This is a genomic window from Dyella flava, from assembly GCF_016904955.1.
In the GTDB taxonomy this organism is placed as follows: Bacteria; Pseudomonadota; Gammaproteobacteria; order Xanthomonadales; family Rhodanobacteraceae; genus Dyella_B; species Dyella_B flava.
The window spans coordinates 1-16,492 of the sequence record NZ_JADIKE010000037.1 but is presented as its reverse complement, the minus strand read 5'-3'; the positions used below and the strand labels follow the sequence as shown (position 1 = coordinate 16,492).

Below are 16,492 nucleotides of genomic sequence, written 5' to 3'. Positions count from 1 at the left end.
CCCCGTCACCGCGTACTGCTTTTCTCCCTCTCTCCGCAGGAGAGAGGGAGAAAAGCAGTTTCAGTTCCACGCCTTGAAAATCAGCGAGGTATTGATCCCGCCAAACGCAAAGTTATTGTTCATCACATAATCCGCCTGGATCGCACGTCCCGCTCCAACGATGTAATCCAGTTCCGCACAAGCCGGGTCTGTTTCCGTCAAATTGATGGTCGGCGCAAACCAGCCTTGACGCATCATCGCCACCGCCCACCATGATTCCAGCGCGCCACAGGCGCCCAGCGTGTGGCCGACATAGCTCTTCATCGAGCTGACCGGCACGCGCGTACCAAGCACATTCGCGGTCGCATGACTCTCCGCGACATCACCACGATCCGTAGCGGTGCCATGCGCACTGACATAGCCGATGGCGGCGGGCGAAAGCTGTGCGTCCTGCAAGGCCAGCTGCATCGCTGTGGCCATGGTTTCGCTGGTTGGTTGGGTAATGTGATTGCCATCGGAGTTGCAGCCGAAGCCGACCACTTCCGCGTAAATGCGCGCGCCGCGTGCGCGCGCATGTTCGTATTCCTCCAGCACGAGCGTGGCCGCACCTTCGCCGACCACCAGTCCATCGCGGCTGCGATCGAAGGGGCGCGGGGTAAGGTTCGCTTCGTCATTGCGCGTGCTGGTGGCGAACAAGGTATCGAACACCGCCACGCTGGGACCGGACAGCTCTTCCGCGCCGCCGCACAGCATCAGCTTTTGCTTGCCCTGCTGGATGGTTTCGTAGCCGTAGCCGATCGCCTGGCTACCGGAGGTACAGGCGCTTGACGTAGGCAGGATGCGTCCCTTCAAGCCGAAGAACACGCCGACATTCACCGCCGTGGTGTGCGCCATCATCTGCACATAGCTGGTTGCGGTAACGCCCTGCATGGAGCCGGTTTCCAGCATGCGGCCCATCACGCGGATCGGATCGATGCTGCCGCCGGATGAGCCGTACGCCACGCCCATGCGCCCGTCGCCGATGCTGGCATCGCCGTGCAAGCCGGCGTCGCGCAAGGCGTGTTCGCTGGCCGCGACAGCCAATTGGGCGACGCGGCCCATCGAGCGCAGATGCTTGCGCGGCCAGTCAGGCAATTGGAAGTCATCGACCGGACAGCCCAGCCGGCTATTCAAGGAATCGAAGAAATCCCACTCCGGCATCTTGCGCACCGCATTGCGGCCCTCGCGCAAGCGCGCTTCGATCTGTGACCAATCATGTCCCAGTGGCGTGATGCCACCCATGCCGGTGATGACGACACGTTTCATCGGCGAATGCCCCGTGCGAAGTAAACAATGTTCATGAGGAAGTGGCCCGGTGTATCACGCTGGTCGGTACGAGCAAGGCGGTAAAGCCGATACCCAGCAGCAAGGTAAGGCCAAAGTCGCGCAGCGCGGGCATAGAACTCAACGCCAGCAAGCCGAACGACAGCAAGGCGGTGATCGCGGAAAGCAGCACGCTCGCATACATCGCACCCGGGCGATGTACCACGTGCGGTTCACCCTCGCGCAGGAACACGGCGTAGTTCGCGCCGACGCCAAGCACCAGCATCAGCGCCATCCAGTGAAACAGGGTGAGCGGCTGATGCAGATAACCCAGCATCGCCAGCGCCAGGCCGATACCGAGCACCGGCGGCGCCAGCACACGCGGCACATTGTGCAAGCCATAGCGCCAGCCAAACACCGGCACGATCAGCACGATCGCCGCCAGCAACCAGATGCTGGCGTAGTGACGATAACGGCCGAACAGTGCAGAAATGCTGGCAGGTTTGTCGACCAGCGTGACGCCAGGCAAGCCGGAGGCGGCGTGTTGCAGCAGTGCGCTCGGAGCATCGCCTTGCGGCAACACCAGGGACGCGGCGCCATCGTGCACCGCATCGCCCATCCACAGATAACGGAATGGTGTGGCGAGTGGGCTTTTCAGCCATGTCTGCAAATCAAGCGGCGTACCTGGCCAGGCATCGATGAAAGGCTCGATGTCGGCAACGCGAAAGCCTGCGCTGCTCAGCCATTGGCGCATACGATCGGGTTGGGTGAACAGCGGCGCCAGCAAGCGCTGATCGGCTCGCTGCCGTTGCAGCGAAGGCACCATGCCGGCCAGGCCCAGCCACCCCTGCAACCGGTTGGCGTCGACTAGCTGTTGCAGGCGCAGTTCCAAGGCTTCTTCGCGTTGCAGAACCTGCTCCTGGTTCGCGCCTTGCACCAGATAGAACTGCGTGCCGTTGCCCAGGCCGGTAATGTCGCGGATTTGTCTTTCCTGCTGGGACAACACCGCAGGCGGCGAGATCAGCAGATGCACATCGTCGTCGTGACGCAGCTGCCACCAGCCGGGTATGGCCAGCAGCAAGGCGACGACCGCGAGCGCGATGCCGCGCTTTCCCGATGCCATGCGTGCGACAAGATTCTGCACGGCAAGCGCACCACGCACCGACGCCTGCGACAACGGTTTGGCCGGACCTTGCAGCAAGGCCGGCAACAAGCCGAACACGCTCAGGCATGCCACGGTCATGCCGGTCATCGCGAAGCAGGCCATCTGGCGCAAGGCCGAAAACGGCACCAGTCCGAGCAAGGCGTAACCCAGCAAGGATGTTCCCAGCGCCAGCAACAGGGCAGGGCGCACCTGACGCAGGCCCTGGCGCGGTTCCCACGCATCGCCGGCATTCGCGCGCGCACTCAGATACTGAATGGAATAATCGACCGCTTCACCCAGCAAGGCTGCGCCGAACACCAGCGTGAGCAGATAGATCTGGCCAAAGATCAGCACGCTTACGGTGGTCGCCGCCATCACGCCGATCGCGGTGGACAGAAACGCCAGCAGCAGCGGACCGGGCGAGCGGAACACGCCCAGCAAAAGCAGAGCAATGCCGAAAGTGGAAACCAGTCCGACCAGATGCACATCATGTTCTGCGCCAGCGCGTGCAGCGGCAGCGTAGAACAGCGCGCCGGTGCGCAGCACGCGCGTGCCAGGTTGATCGTGTTCGATCGTGCGTTCGGCATCGCCCAGGGCATGCAATGCGCGTCTCTGGATGGCGTCGTCATAAGCGGAACCATCCAGCGTGGCCGTGACCAGCACGTAGCTGACGTTATCGCGATGCGCCGTCAGCAGATTGTCTTCCGGCACCAGTGGCGAGCGGCTCCACGGTTGCTGATCCAGCCAATGTTGCAGCCAACCGAAGGGATCGTCCTGCAAGCGTGTACCTACGCCGGTCGCGAACGGTTCGTTGACGCGCTGCGCCAGGGCCTGCGCCGGGTCGTAGCTGGCGTTTGCCAGCGCCGTGCGATCGGCATCGGTAAGCAGGCTGAAGCGATGCGCCAGGTAAGGGGTGATCAGCTGTTGCAGATCGAACGGCGGTAATTCGGCGGTGACCGAGGCAAACACATCGTCATGCGCCAGTACATGACCAAGCTCGCGCGCGGCGGCCTTGGCGCGATCGTCATCGGCGTTGGCGACCAACACGATGACCCGATCACCATCGGCGTGCGCCAATCGCTGCGCGGCCACTTCCGCCAGCGGGTTGCGTTCGGTGGCCGGCAGCATGGCCAGCAGATCGGTCTGGATCGGCGAACGGTCGCGGCCGAATAACAGCCACGCGCCGAGCAAGGCGATCAGCAAGGTCGCCACCGCAAACCATCCTGCGCGCAGCCACAGACTTCGTTGCTTCATGGCAGGCCGAGCGCGTGCTTTTCCAGCTCGCTCAGCGGGCCGGCCTCGCGCGTATTGGTCATGCGGATATCGGTGAGCGTGCCGTCCTGCATATCAATGCGAATACCTTGCAGATAGGCGTCGCCGTCAAGCTGGATGCTGCGCAGCACCTGCGCCACGCGCGCCTGCTTGGGAGTGAAATGCAGCGTCCATTGCGCGGCCGTGCCATCGGCGCTGACGTTGAACTGCCGCATCACCGCATCAAGCTGGCCGGCCAGCATGGATTGCAGCATCTGTGAAATCTGGCTGACGCCGCGTTCATTGCGCACGGGTTGGACATGGCCAGATGCATCGATTCGTACGGTCTGGTTGCCGGTAAGCGCCAGCGTTTCCTGATAAGGCTGCTGCACTTGCCACAGCATGCCGTGACCGGTCACGAACAACAGCTGTCCGCTGCTGTTCTGCGGTGTTGCCAGGGCAGGGTTCTGGCGTTGCTGGGTGAAGGCGGCGCGTACGGCGGTGTGTTGGCTGAGCTGGTTCAGGACTGTGTGAAGCAGGACCGGTGATTGCGCTTGGACGTTGAAACAAGCGAACAGCATCAATAACAGCGCAATCCAGCCACGCATCGCAAACCAGCTCCCTCTCCCCTTCGGGGCACGCGGGGAGAGCACATGGATGTGCTCGTCTTTGAGGAGCGAGGAGAGGGCTGGGGTGAGGGGACAGTCTTGCGATGAAGGTGCTTTTTGCGAAAAGCCAAAATCATTGTCGTGCTGGGATGAGGGTCTATCGCAAGATTGGCCCCTCACCCCAGCCCTCTCCCCGAAGGGGAGAGGGAGTTTGCGGCTCAAGGAATAGATGGTCATGCCACCCATGCCGCCCTCCTGCGCTTGCGCCACAACAGCATCGGCGCGCGCGGCAGCATCCCAAGCAGCAGGCGGGTATGCATGGCGGAGATGCGCAGGTTGTCGTGCAGCATGCGGAAATGGGAGAGGCCGTTTTCCGGGTAAATCACCCGGGTAGGTAGATTGCGCACCGGTACGCCGCGCCAGATCAGCCGCACCGCCACCTCCGTATCGAAATCCATGCGCGCGGGCAGTGGCGCGCGGTCGATTTCGGCACAGGTTGCATCCAGCGGGTACAGACGGTAACCGCACATCGAATCACGCAGCGTGAACGACAGCGTTTCCAGCCACACGCAGACATGCGTGACATAGCGCCCATACAGCCGTGCGCGCGGCACACTTTCATCGTAGAGCGGGTGGCCGCAGATCAGCGCGTGCGGATCGTTTTGGCCTTCGGCAAGAAATCGCGGTACGTCGCCTACGTTGTGCTGGCCGTCCGCATCGATCTGCAAGGCATGTGTGTAGCCGGCATCGCGCGCCGCGATCAGTCCCGCGGTCAAGGCGCGGCCTTTACCGCCGTTGCGCGGCAGGCGTATCAGTTTGACCGCGTCTTCCTTGCTGGCCAGCGCACGCAGCACTGCGCGCGTGGCGTCGTTGCTGCCGTCATCCACGATCACCACCGGCAGACCGTGCGCGCGCAGCCCATGCACCGTTTCGGTGATGGTGTCCTTGTGGTTGTAGATGGGGATCAGCGCGCAGGGCCGGAAGCTTGCTGCGACGGATTCGGGCGCATGCAGCATGAACGTCGTCAGCGCGTCAGCAGCATACGGACCGTGGCGACCACGTCGCCCACCGTTCGTACGTTCTTGAAGTCCTCGGGCTTGATGCGCATGCCGGTCATGTCCTGCACCTGGATCGCCAGGTCGACGGCATCAATGCTGTCCAATTCCAGATCGGTGAACAGGTGAGTATCCGGGTGGACCCTGGACGGATCGATCTCAAACGTCTCGCGCAGCACATCCTTCAGCCTGAACAGGATGTCCTCATCGCTGATCCCGGTTTCCATGATTGCGCTCATACCTACTCAACCTGCTCTTGTATCCCGCGTTTCCCACGCGTACGCGAATCCATTGCCGGCTCCCCAGCCCTCCGTAACCGTGATGGTAAACAGAAGACAGCCGGTGACGCGTGGGCCGTGAAGATATTTTTTGTACTGCACCCGCGAAGCGGGCCCCCTTAGCGCTCGAAATAGGCCGGTTTTTTGCCGGTTCGGGCAAAGACTTGCGGCACATTTTCTTACGAGTCGGGAGTCTAGCAGAACTGTATGCGCCGGACGTTGAAGAACGGATTTCTATACGCGGTGGATCACATTTCAGCGCGGATCCTTACCTTGAAAACCGGTATGCGCCGACACCCGTAGTGCCAAAGGCGCGGGCCGGGTATCACCCCAGTTGGGTTGGCGCGTGGGTGGCGCCATGGTTCACCCATGGGGAGGCGGCCTGGATGGGACCGCTTGCGGATTTGACCCGGCCGTGCAAGTTTCATCGGGTCAATAGGGGGAAGACATGACTGCGCGCGTGCTTTGGCTGTCGCTGGCAGGAGCCGTCTTGATCGGCGCCGCCTGTTTTATGTCCCATCGGCTTTCAAGGATCGAACCAACGGCACCGGCCGTTCCCCGTACCGTGTTTCGGCGGCCGCCGCCCTACAAGCCACCGAAGCCGCTGTTTTCCGACGCGCAACTTCAGCAGTTCCTGAGCGACGCGCGGAAAGCCGAAGCCATCGCCGATCCCTTGCAGCGTTGCCTTGCATATCCCAATCCGCCGGGGCTCGATTGGTCCGATGCGGCGACGAGCGCGTATTGCCGTTACGCTTTGGATCCGGCCATCAAGCAGGAAGAAGCCTTTCAGCTGATCCGCGCCGGACATACAGCCGAATTGGATCGCCGCCTCGATGACATCATGCGTACCCCGCGCACTGCGCCGGATGCGCAAGATGTGCTGGACCGTACCTTCAACATCGACTTCGCGAATGGATCGGATACGGTCCGTGGGCTGATGGATGCGTGGAAGCGTCAAGATCCCAACAGCCCCTTTGCGCTGGCGGCAAGCGGCATGGCTTATGTCGCCATGGCACAGCAAGCACGTGGCAACGATTACGCTGCCAACACGCCGCAATCGGCGCTTGATTCGATGGACCGCTTGTTGCAACGGGGACGCGCCGATCTGGATGCTGCGGTCAAACTTGAACCGCGGATTACGCCTGCCTATGGCGCCATGATTTACGCTGCGGCGCTGATCAGCGACACCAGTTATGCAATAAGCGCTGCCAGGCAAGGCCTTGCGGTCGAGCCGGCCAGCTACATGATCTACGCGCGCATGGTGTGGATGGCGCAACCCAAGTGGGGCGGCGACGTTCCCACGATGCGGGGCTTGATCGCATCCGCTCAGCGGCACGTGAAGGAAAATCCACTCTTGCTGGTGCTTCGCGCCGAAAGTACGGGCGGCGAGCAGTTTGTCGAGGACACGCCGTGCCTACCCGCCAGCGAGTACGAACTTTACAAAGTTCTCTACGCCCAGCCGGGCAAGGTTGGCATGCTTATGAGCGCGGGCTGGTGGGCAAGACATTGCTACCGGTCGGACCTGTCGCTCATCTTCCGCTCCGAGGTGCTGAGGTTTGATCCATCAGCCATCGTTCAACGCCAGATGCGCGTATCCGATCTGGTAGACCTCGGGCAACCCCAGTGGGCGTTGTCGGAAGGCAATGCGCTGGTTGCCTTGGCGCCGCAGGATGAGAACAGCTATGAAGCGCGCGGTGTCGCCTACGAATCGATGGGGCAGACGGATGAGGCCATTGCAGACTACGAGCAAGCCATGCGCATCAATCCGGATGACAGCTGGGATCTGATCGAATTGGGCAACTTGTACGTCAACTCGAAACACGATTGGGACAAAGGCTGGGCGATTGCCGATCACCTGCTGCAGGTCCATCCCGAAGAGCCGCGCGGCTGGCTGCTGCGGGCACGTATCCAGCGCGAGCAACCGCGCGCTGGATTGGATCAAACCGTATCCGATTTCATCGCCAGGTTCGGCAATGGGCCGGACCAACAGATATGGATCATGCAGATGAAGCCGCCATCAGTGCCATCAATGACGCACGCGGCAGCGAGCGGGCACGGATGATCACGCCATAAAAAAAGCCGCCGGAAACCGGCGGCTTTTTCGTTACATCAACTGCGTCGATTACTGTCCACGCATGCGGCCGGCAAAGCGCGGCGCGCCATTGCCCATGTGCGGCAGCTTGATCTTGCCGATGGCGTCGATACGCTCTTCGGCCAAACGGTCGGCTGCCTTGTAGGTCGCCACGTTCTGCGTCTTGCTGATTTCGAAGATGCGACCCAGGTTGTAGTAGATCGTGCGCATCATGCGCATCGCACGTTCGCGGTTGTAGCCGTCGATTTCCAGCGACACGTTCATCACGCCACCGGCGTTCACCGCGTAATCCGGCGCGTACAGCACGCCGCGGCGGGTCAGCTCGTCGCCGATCGCGTCGTTGGCCAGCTGGTTGTTGGCCGCGCCGCAGATGATCTTGGCCTTGATGCGGTCGATGGTCTGCTCGTTGACCGTACCGCCCAGGGCGCACGGCGAGTACACGTCGGCGTCGACGTCGTAGATTTCGTCCAGGCCCACGGCTTCGCAGCCCAGCTCATCCACGCAACGCTGCACCAGATCCTTGTTGATGTCGGTGACGAACACCTTCGCGCCCTGTTCGCGCAGCAGCTTAATGAATTCGCTGCCCACGTGGCCCGCACCCTGCACGGCGTAGCTGTACTTGCCCACGTCTTCGTTGCCGTGCTTGAAATGCAGCGCAGCCATCAGGCCCTGCAGCGTGCCGTAGGCGGTGAACGGGGAGGGGTCGCCCGAACCGCCATGCACCTGGTGCACGCCGGTCACGTATTCGGTTTCACGGAACACGTATTCCATGTCGTTGACGTCGATGCCCACGTCTTCGGCCGTGATGTAGCGGCCGTTGAGCGAGTTGACGAAACGGCCGAAGGCGCGGAACAGCGCTTCGGACTTGTCCTTCGACGGATCGCCGATGATCACCGCCTTGCCGCCGCCCAGGTTCAGACCTGCCACAGCGTTCTTGTAGGTCATGCCGCGCGACAGACGCAGCACATCGTTCACTGCATCTTGCTCGGTCTTGTACGGCCACATGCGCAGGCCGCCCAGTGCCGGGCCCAGCACCGTGTTATGGATCGCAATGATGGCTTTCAGGCCTGCGTCTTTGTTATGGCAGAAGACGACTTCTTCGTGGCCTGTTTTGGCGATGGTTTCGAAAATCATTGGAACTTGAACTCCACGTATGACGGTGCCAGGGATGGCAACCTACTATTGGAAGCGCTTGGCCCCGCCAAGGACCTGACGCCTGAAACTCAAAGCCCCAGCAAGAGGCTGGGGCGGCGAGTTAGCCCCGTAAGTTTAGTACGACTCGACTTGAGGTGCTGATGCGCCGCAGCAAAAGCCTTGCGGTGCGGGGGCGATGTTGCCTCATTCGCTACGGCCTGCGTGGTGTAACCCTTCGATTGCCGCCTGCTCAGTGGGCCATTCGGCGCGCCCTGTTCCCGCGCTTGCGCAGGACATAAAAAAACGCCCCGCTGAAGCGGGGCGTTTCGAGCCTCACGGCAAAGCCGTCGATCAGCCGGCCACCCAGATACCGGCACTGAAGTGCCAGCCACCCGGACCGCGTTCCCAGTGCGGATGCACATAGTGGTAACCCGGACGGACCGCTTCCCAGTGACCGCGCACCGCCACATAGCGGGCGCCGTCCCAGTGCCAGTAGCCACGTGCCCAGATATAGCCATGGCGCGGCGGCGGGATTTCTTCCACCACGGCAACCGGCGGCGGCTGCGGGGCGACGACTTCAACCACCGGCGGCGGGGGCGGCGGTGCTTCATAGACCACGCGGCGCGGCGGTGGAGCAGGTTGTTCCACTACGCAGCCGGCGGTAACGGCAGTAACGCCGGCCAGGGCCAGCAGGGTTGCAAGACGTAATGACATGGAATCTCCCCAGATGAAAGGTTGGATCGAAGAATCTATCGAACCAAAAGCGGTTCGCAAATTTAATCGCCCTTAGCCCGCTAAAACCTGCGCCCGATCACGCGATCGGGCGCAGATTGTTACGCGATCAGCGACCCCAATAGCCGTCACGCCAGCGCCAGCCACCACGGCCCTGCACCCATACGCCCTGGTGCCAACGCCAGCCCGGACGGGCCACCATCCAGGTGCCCGGCACCCAGACGTGACGATGCCAGCCTGGATTCCATTGCCAGTAACCCGGCACCCACACATAGCCCGCGCGCGGCGGCGGAACCACTTCGTAGCGCGGGGCCGGCGGCGCCACGCCGATATTGACGCCTACACCGACCGATACCTGCGCGGCGGCGGATGGGATGTAACTCACACTGGCCAGCGCAAGGCCGATGCCTGCAACAAGGGCCAATTTGCGGGTCATGCTGATCATGGTGTCCTCTCCATTATTAAAAGCAGCCGCGACAGGGGCGGCTTGCAGTACGGGAAACGTAATCGTATTTCGCGATGTTGACGTTATTGCTTTCGCTTGTTCAGGAATCAGCCGAATTACTTGCGATCCCGCGGCGCGCATGCCTTTCCATCCCCCTGGTGTCGTGTCCGCCTCGTCGGCGGCTTCAAAACGTAAGTTGATACCGGGCGAGGCTGACCTTTGGCTTACCAGAAGGCAGCGATGTGTTTTCCTGCCGATGACGTCACAGACCTTGCCCGTCGCCCCGGCGCAGGCCCGGGCCCAGCGTCTTTGTGCGCCTCAAAGTCACTAGGCCCCGGCCTGCGCAGGGGTGACGGGAGGGTTGAAATAATACGAACGGTCGTGCTATTTTTGCCGCCCATGAACCCTGCCATCACCCCCGGCAAAGGCGCCGCCACCCGTGAGCTGATCCTCGATCACGCCTACGAACTGGCCCGCCAGGACGGCCTCGAAGGTCTCTCCATCGGCGCCCTGGCCTTGGGCGTGGGCATGTCCAAGAGCGGCGTGTTCGCGCATTTCGGCTCGCGCGAAGAACTGCAACTGGCCTTGCTGGAATCCGCCACCCGGCGCTTCATCGAATTCATCATGCGTCCGGCGGTCAAGCAGCCGCGCGGGTTGAAGCGCCTGCGCGCGATCCTCCAGCGCTGGTCCGAGTGGTCGCATATCCATCAAAGCGGCTGCGTGCTGATCAGCGCCGTCGTGGAATACGACGGCCGCGAAGACAGCCCGATGCGCCAACGCGTGAAGGAACAGCAAGCCGGCTGGCGCGCGGAGTTGGCGCGCGCCATCACGCAGTCGATCGAAGTCGGCGATCTGCGCGCCGACACCGATGCGGATCAGCTCGCCTTCGAGGTCTATGCCCTGATGCTCGGTTTGCAACACGACGCCGCCCTGTTTGGTTTTGAACAAGCCAATCGCCGCACCTGGACAGCGCTCGATCGTCTATTTGCCAGTTATCAATCCTGAACATCGGGAGGTCGCCATGACACGCCAAGCCACTCACTCACGTCGCCACAAGTCGCATGCCGCGTGGAAGCTTGGCGCGGTACGCGTTGGCTTTGCGCTCGGCGGCCGGCTCGCACCGCGACGCACGGTGGAGCGTGCCGCGCGCCTGTTTGCCACCCCGTTCGCCAGCAGCCGCAGCCGTGCACGCGCGGCCAAACCCGATAGCGACATGCAACGCGGCCAATTGCAGGTCCGTGGCGAGACCATCGCCACCTATGTATGGGGCGATCCCGCGACGCAGCCCTATGCATTGCTGGTGCATGGCTGGTCCAGCTTCGGCCTGCGCTTTCTGGCGTGGGTGAGCAAATTGCGCGAGCTGGGTTTTGCCGTGGTCAGTTTCGATCAACCCGGACATGGCGCCAGCACCGGCGGCTTGTGCACCTTGCCCGATTGCATCGTCGCCACGCGCGAAGTGGGCAAGCACTTCGGCACCGCTGCGCTGGCGATTGGCCATTCGATGGGTGGTGCGGCACTTACGCTGGCGCAAGGCGAGGACTGGCATGCGGAACGCCTGGTGTTGATCGCACCCGCAGCGGACCTGGAAGCCGCGGCCAATCGCTTTATCCATTTCGTGCATCTGGGCGAGCATCTGCGCGATGCCTTCTACCACTGGTTCGAAAACCGCACCGGCTTCGCACCGCGCGATCTTGCCGCGCATCATCACGTACCCATGCTCGGACAACCCGGCTTGATCGTGCACGATCTCAACGATCGTGAAGTGCCGTGGGAAGAGGGCGAGCGTTACGCGCGCTACTGGCCTGGCGCACGATTGTTGACCACGCAAGGTCTGGGGCATCACAAAGTGGTTGATGCGCCGGAAGTGATCGATGCCACCCTGGCGTTCGTAAGCGGCCAGTGCATCGGCGACCGCATCGTGGCATCGCCCAATCTACCGTTCGGCCTTGCCTGACGGCTCTTGCTCTCTCTCGCGAAAGAGAAACAGCAGCGCTCCGCTTTTGCTCCCTCTCCCCTTTGGGGAGAGGGTTGGGGTGAGGGGCAACCTCGCGCTGATGTGGGCGCGTAGCGTGAGCAATTAGAGAGACATCGCGCGGTGGCCATGATGTTCGAGGCAAGCGCAGCCCCTCACCCCAGCCCTCTCCCCGGAGGGGAGAGGGAGGAAAACAGCGCTGCACTTATGCCTGGTAGTGACACGCCGCATCACGTGATCGCTTTGCTCCCTCTCCCCTTCGGGGAGAGGGTTGGGGTGAGGGGGCAGCCTCGCGCTGATGTGGGCGCGTAGCGTGAGCAATTAGAGAGACATCGCGCCGTGGCCATGATGTTCGAGGCAAGCGTAGCCCCTCACCCCAGCCCTCTCCTCGCTCCTCAAAGCCGAGCACATCCATGTGCTCTCCCCGCGTGCCCCGGAGGGGAGAGGGGGCAAAGCTACGCCTGGTAGTAACACGCCTCATCCAACACCCCTTCCGACTTAGCCACCATCACCGCCGTCACGCTATCGCCGGTGACATCGGCCGCGGTGCAGCACACGGTCATAAACGCGGGCCATCTGCGCTATCGCAACAGCTCAAGCCCTATCCCCAGTCCCCGTGTCACCTAGGCTGCACCGCCCCCACACCCCTGGCAAAACCGTCAGCGGCCAGGCCGCCACGAGCCATCCATCCCCAACCACACTAGAATGGCCGGATTGAACGCACACGTTGTCGGAGTCCCCATGAGTTCCCCCGCCAAGCATGTCCCTGCCAGCACCGCGCAGGCAGAAACCAGTCCGTTGCGCTTTGTCACCGCCGCCAGCCTGTTCGATGGCCACGACGCCGCGATCAATATCATGCGCCGCATCATCCAGTCGCAAGGCGCGGAAGTGATTCACCTCGGGCACAACCGCTCGGTGGAGGATGTCGTTCGTGCTGCACTGCAAGAAGATGCCGACGCGATCGCGCTGTCCTCCTACCAGGGCGGCCACGTCGAGTACTTCAAGTACATGGTGGACATGCTCAAGGAGAAGGGTGCCGGGCACATCCGCGTGTTCGGCGGCGGTGGCGGCACCATCACCCCGGAAGAAATCCGCGAACTGCAAACCTACGGCGTGGAGCGTATCTACCACCCGAACGACGGCATGAAGCTCGGTCTCACCGAGATGATCGAAGACGTGATGAAGCGCGCCGGCAACGCCTCCGCCCAGCGCGCACAGAGCGACGCCAGTGTGCCCGCCAAGATCGACATCAACGACGAGATCAGCATCGGCCACATGCTCTCCGCCATCGAGGAAGGCAAGCTGGGCGAAGCCGAACTCGCACGTCTGCGCAAGGAATGGGCGCTCGCCGGCAAGCAAACCCCCGTGCTCGGCATGACCGGTACCGGCGGCGCCGGTAAATCCTCCGTGGTGGACGAACTGCTGCTGCGCTTCCTGCACGCCTTCCCGCACATGCGCATCGCTGTGCTCGCGGTCGACCCAACCCGCCGCCGCAGTGGTGGCGCCTTGCTCGGCGACCGCATCCGCATGAATGCGCTGCGCAGCCATCGCGTCTACATGCGCTCCATGGCCACGCGTCGCCAGCACGCTGCCACCAACGAAGTGCTGCACGACTGCATTAACTTCCTCAAGGCGCAGCCCTACGACCTGGTGATCGTGGAAACCGCCGGTATCGGCCAGAGCGATTCGGAAATCGTCGACCTGGTCGACTTCCCCGTCTACGTGATGACCAGCGACTACGGCGCCGCCAGTCAGCTCGAAAAAATCGACATGCTCGATTTCGCCGAACTCGTCGTGCTCAACAAATTCGACAAGCGCGGCGCCGAAGACGCCCTGCGCGACGTACGCAAACAGTGGAAGCGCAACCGCACCGCCTTCACCCTGAAAGACGAAGACGTGCCGGTGTATCCCACCATCGCCAGCCAGTTCAACGATCCAGGCGTCACCTGGATGTTCACCAACCTGTGCCGCCTGATGCACGGCAAGCTCGCCAACAAGAGCGAGCACGGCATCGAAAGCGAACACTGCAACTGGCAGCCGAAACTGGACACCACGCTCAAGGAGCCGCGCGCCACCGTGCTGATTCCCGGTGCACGCGTGCGTTACCTCGCCGAAATTGCCGAGCAGGGTCGTGGCATCAACAGCCAGATCGAGAGCGAAGCCGAATTCGCCAGCAAGGCGCAGCACTACTACGAAGCGCTGAAAGAACTCGGCGATGAAAAGCTGCCGCACGAACTGGAACGCTACGACCACGAAGCCACCCACGACGCCAACGTCGACCGCAGCCTGCTGGTGCTGCGTCAACGCTACAACGCCGCCCTGCGCGAGCTCAGCCACGAAGCCGTGCACCTGCTGCGCGACTGGCCCAAGCTGTACAAATCCGTCACCGACGAGGTGAACGAATACAAGGTGCGCGACAAAGTCATCCGCGTCGAAAACTACCGCGAATCGCTCAGCCACCAGAAAATCCCGAAAGTCGCGCCGCCCAAGACCAAAGACTGGGGTGACCAGCTGCGCTTCCTGATGCGCGAAAACCTGCCCGGCCATTACCCCTACACCGGAGGTGTGTATCCGTATCGCCGCAGCGGCGAAGATCCCACCCGCATGTTTGCGGGCGAGGGCACGCCCGAGCGCACCAACCGCCGCTTCCACTACCTCAGCCAGGGCGGTGCCGCCACGCGCCTGTCCACCGCGTTCGACTCCGTCACTTTGTACGGCGAAGATCCCGCACCGCGTCCCGATATCTACGGCAAGATCGGCAACTCCGGCGTCAACGTTGCCACCCTCGACGACATGAAGAAGCTGTACTCCGGCTTCGACCTCAGCGCGCCGACCAGCTCCGTGTCGATGACCATCAACGGTCCCGCGCCGATCATCCTCGCGATGTTCATGAACACCGCCATCGACCAGAACGTCGAGAAATACCTCAAGGAAGATCCCGCCCGCTGGACAGCCGCGCAAAAGCGCCTCGACGAACTCTTCACCGGCAAAAAGCGCCCGCAATACTCCGGCGGTCTGCCCAAGGGCAACGAAGGCCTAGGCCTCAGCCTGCTCGGCGTTACCGGCGATCAATTGGTGGATGCTAATACCTACGCCCGTATCAAAGAGGAAACCCTGCAAACCGTGCGCGGCACCGTGCAGGCCGACATCCTCAAGGAAGACCAGGCGCAAAACACCTGCATCTTCAGCACCGAATTCGCGCTGCGCATGATGGGCGACATCCAGCAGTACTTCGTCGACCACAAGGTGCGTAACTTCTATTCGGTCTCCATCTCCGGCTATCACATCGCCGAAGCCGGCGCCAACCCGATCAGCCAGCTCGCCTTCACCCTCAGCAATGGCTTCACCATTGTCGAGTACTACCTTGCGCGCGGCATGAACATCGACGACTTCGCGCCGAACCTCAGCTTCTTCTTCTCCAACGGCATGGACCCGGAATACACCGTCATCGGCCGCGTCGCCCGCCGCATCTGGGCCCGCGCCATGCGCGAACGCTACGGCGCCAGCGCCCGCAGCCAGATGATGAAGTACCACATCCAGACGTCGGGCCGCTCCCTGCACGCGCAGGAAATCCAGTTCAACGACATCCGCACCACCCTGCAAGCGTTGTATGCCCTGTTCGACAACTGCAACAGCCTGCACACCAACGCCTACGACGAAGCCATCACCACGCCCACCGAAGAAAGCGTGCGCCGCGCCGTAGCCATCCAGATGATCATCAACAAAGAACTCGGCCTCAACTTCAACGAAAACCCCTGGCAGGGCAGCCACGTCGTTGATGCCCTTACCGACATCGTCGAAGAAGCGGTCTATAAGGAATTCGAAGCCATCAGCGAACGTGGCGGCGTGCTCGGCGCCATGGACACCATGTACCAGCGCGGCAAGATTCAGGAAGAATCGATGTACTACGAGCAAAAGAAACACGACGGCAGCCTGCCGCTGATCGGCGTCAACACCTTCCTGCCCAAAGATCACGGCGGCGAGATCGCTACCGAAATCGAGCTGATTCGTTCCACGGAAGAAGAGAAGGGCCAGCAGATCGACAACGTGCAGGCGTTCGGTAAAGCCCGCAACGGGCTGGCGCCGGAAAGCCTCAAGACGCTACAGAACACGGCGCGTGAGCGTAAGAATGTGTTCGAGCAGTTGATGGAAGCCGTGAAGTACAACTCCCTCGGGCAAATCAGCCACGCGCTCTATGAAGTGGGCGGTGAATACCGCCGCAACATGTAACACCGCCGCAAATCAAACTCCCTCTCCCCTTCGGGGAGAGGGCCAACCCCGGACTTGATCCGGGGTTAGGGTGAGGGGCCATCCGAAGCGCCATACCAAGCTCCAAACAAACCCGCCAACACACAACCGTCATTCCCGCGAACGCGGGATGTTTGAAAAACCCTTTCCGCATACCGCATCCATGCCGAGCGAACGCCCAAAAGGTCAGAAAGAAGGATTCATGAAGTTCCTCGTGGCCACCTTGTCGGTGGTCACGGTGATCAAGCAACT

Annotated in this window: 12 protein-coding genes; 4 read left to right on the top strand and 8 right to left on the bottom strand. The window is 62.1% G+C overall.

Annotation, left to right across the window (positions count from 1 at the left end):
* Positions 1–60: 60 nt before the first annotated feature.
* The 5 genes from ISP19_RS13385 to ISP19_RS13365 form a co-directional block, all read right to left on the bottom strand.
* Complete coding sequence (locus ISP19_RS13385; protein WP_204682920.1) at positions 61–1,284, bottom strand: beta-ketoacyl-ACP synthase; 1,224 nt, start codon at positions 1,282–1,284, stop codon at positions 61–63.
* Between the two features lie 31 nt (positions 1,285–1,315).
* The gene (locus ISP19_RS13380; protein WP_204682919.1) at positions 1,316–3,679 is read right to left on the bottom strand and encodes an MMPL family transporter; all 2,364 of its coding nucleotides are present in this window, start codon (positions 3,677–3,679) and stop codon (positions 1,316–1,318) included.
* Positions 3,676–4,284 carry a LolA family protein gene (locus ISP19_RS13375; RefSeq protein ID WP_204682918.1) on the bottom strand — a complete coding sequence of 203 codons (609 nt, stop codon included), beginning with the start codon at positions 4,282–4,284 and terminating at the stop codon, positions 3,676–3,678. The genes ISP19_RS13380 and ISP19_RS13375 overlap by 4 nt, the downstream gene beginning before the upstream one ends.
* A 233-nt stretch (positions 4,285–4,517) precedes the next feature.
* Complete coding sequence (locus ISP19_RS13370) at positions 4,518–5,300, bottom strand: glycosyltransferase family 2 protein (RefSeq protein WP_204682917.1); 783 nt, start codon at positions 5,298–5,300, stop codon at positions 4,518–4,520.
* 8 nt (positions 5,301–5,308) lie between these two features.
* Complete coding sequence (locus tag ISP19_RS13365; RefSeq protein WP_204682916.1) at positions 5,309–5,578, bottom strand: acyl carrier protein; 270 nt, start codon at positions 5,576–5,578, stop codon at positions 5,309–5,311.
* A gap of 487 nt (positions 5,579–6,065) precedes the next feature.
* Between ISP19_RS13365 and ISP19_RS13360 the strand changes: the two genes are divergently transcribed.
* The gene (locus ISP19_RS13360) at positions 6,066–7,679 is read left to right on the top strand and encodes a tetratricopeptide repeat protein (protein WP_204682915.1); all 1,614 of its coding nucleotides are present in this window, start codon (positions 6,066–6,068) and stop codon (positions 7,677–7,679) included.
* A gap of 60 nt (positions 7,680–7,739) precedes the next feature.
* Here the strand turns inward: ISP19_RS13360 and ISP19_RS13355 are convergent, their stop codons facing one another.
* From ISP19_RS13355 to ISP19_RS13345, 3 genes are all read right to left on the bottom strand, one after another.
* Entirely contained in the window at positions 7,740–8,843 is a 1,104-nt protein-coding gene (locus tag ISP19_RS13355) for a Glu/Leu/Phe/Val dehydrogenase dimerization domain-containing protein (protein ID WP_204682914.1), read from the bottom strand.
* A 351-nt stretch (positions 8,844–9,194) separates the two neighbouring features.
* On the bottom strand, positions 9,195–9,557 hold the full coding sequence (locus ISP19_RS13350) for a YXWGXW repeat-containing protein (RefSeq protein ID WP_204682913.1): 363 nt from the start codon (positions 9,555–9,557) through the stop codon (positions 9,195–9,197).
* Positions 9,558–9,684: 127 nt separating this feature from the next.
* On the bottom strand, positions 9,685–10,020 hold the full coding sequence (locus ISP19_RS13345) for a YXWGXW repeat-containing protein (protein ID WP_204682912.1): 336 nt from the start codon (positions 10,018–10,020) through the stop codon (positions 9,685–9,687).
* A gap of 399 nt (positions 10,021–10,419) precedes the next feature.
* Here ISP19_RS13345 and ISP19_RS13340 point away from each other — a divergent pair, with 399 nt between their 5' ends.
* The 3 genes from ISP19_RS13340 (at position 10,420) to ISP19_RS13330 (ending at position 16,222) form a co-directional block, all read left to right on the top strand.
* Positions 10,420–11,025 carry a TetR/AcrR family transcriptional regulator gene (locus tag ISP19_RS13340; protein ID WP_204682911.1) on the top strand — a complete coding sequence of 202 codons (606 nt, stop codon included), beginning with the start codon at positions 10,420–10,422 and terminating at the stop codon, positions 11,023–11,025.
* A gap of 16 nt (positions 11,026–11,041) precedes the next feature.
* Positions 11,042–11,974: an alpha/beta fold hydrolase gene (locus ISP19_RS13335; RefSeq protein ID WP_204682910.1), complete on the top strand. Its 933-nt coding sequence runs from the start codon at positions 11,042–11,044 to the stop codon at positions 11,972–11,974.
* Positions 11,975–12,733: 759 nt separating this feature from the next.
* Positions 12,734–16,222, top strand: a complete 3,489-nt coding sequence (locus ISP19_RS13330; protein ID WP_204682909.1) for a methylmalonyl-CoA mutase family protein — start codon at positions 12,734–12,736, stop codon at positions 16,220–16,222.
* Positions 16,223–16,492: the final 270 nt, after the last annotated feature.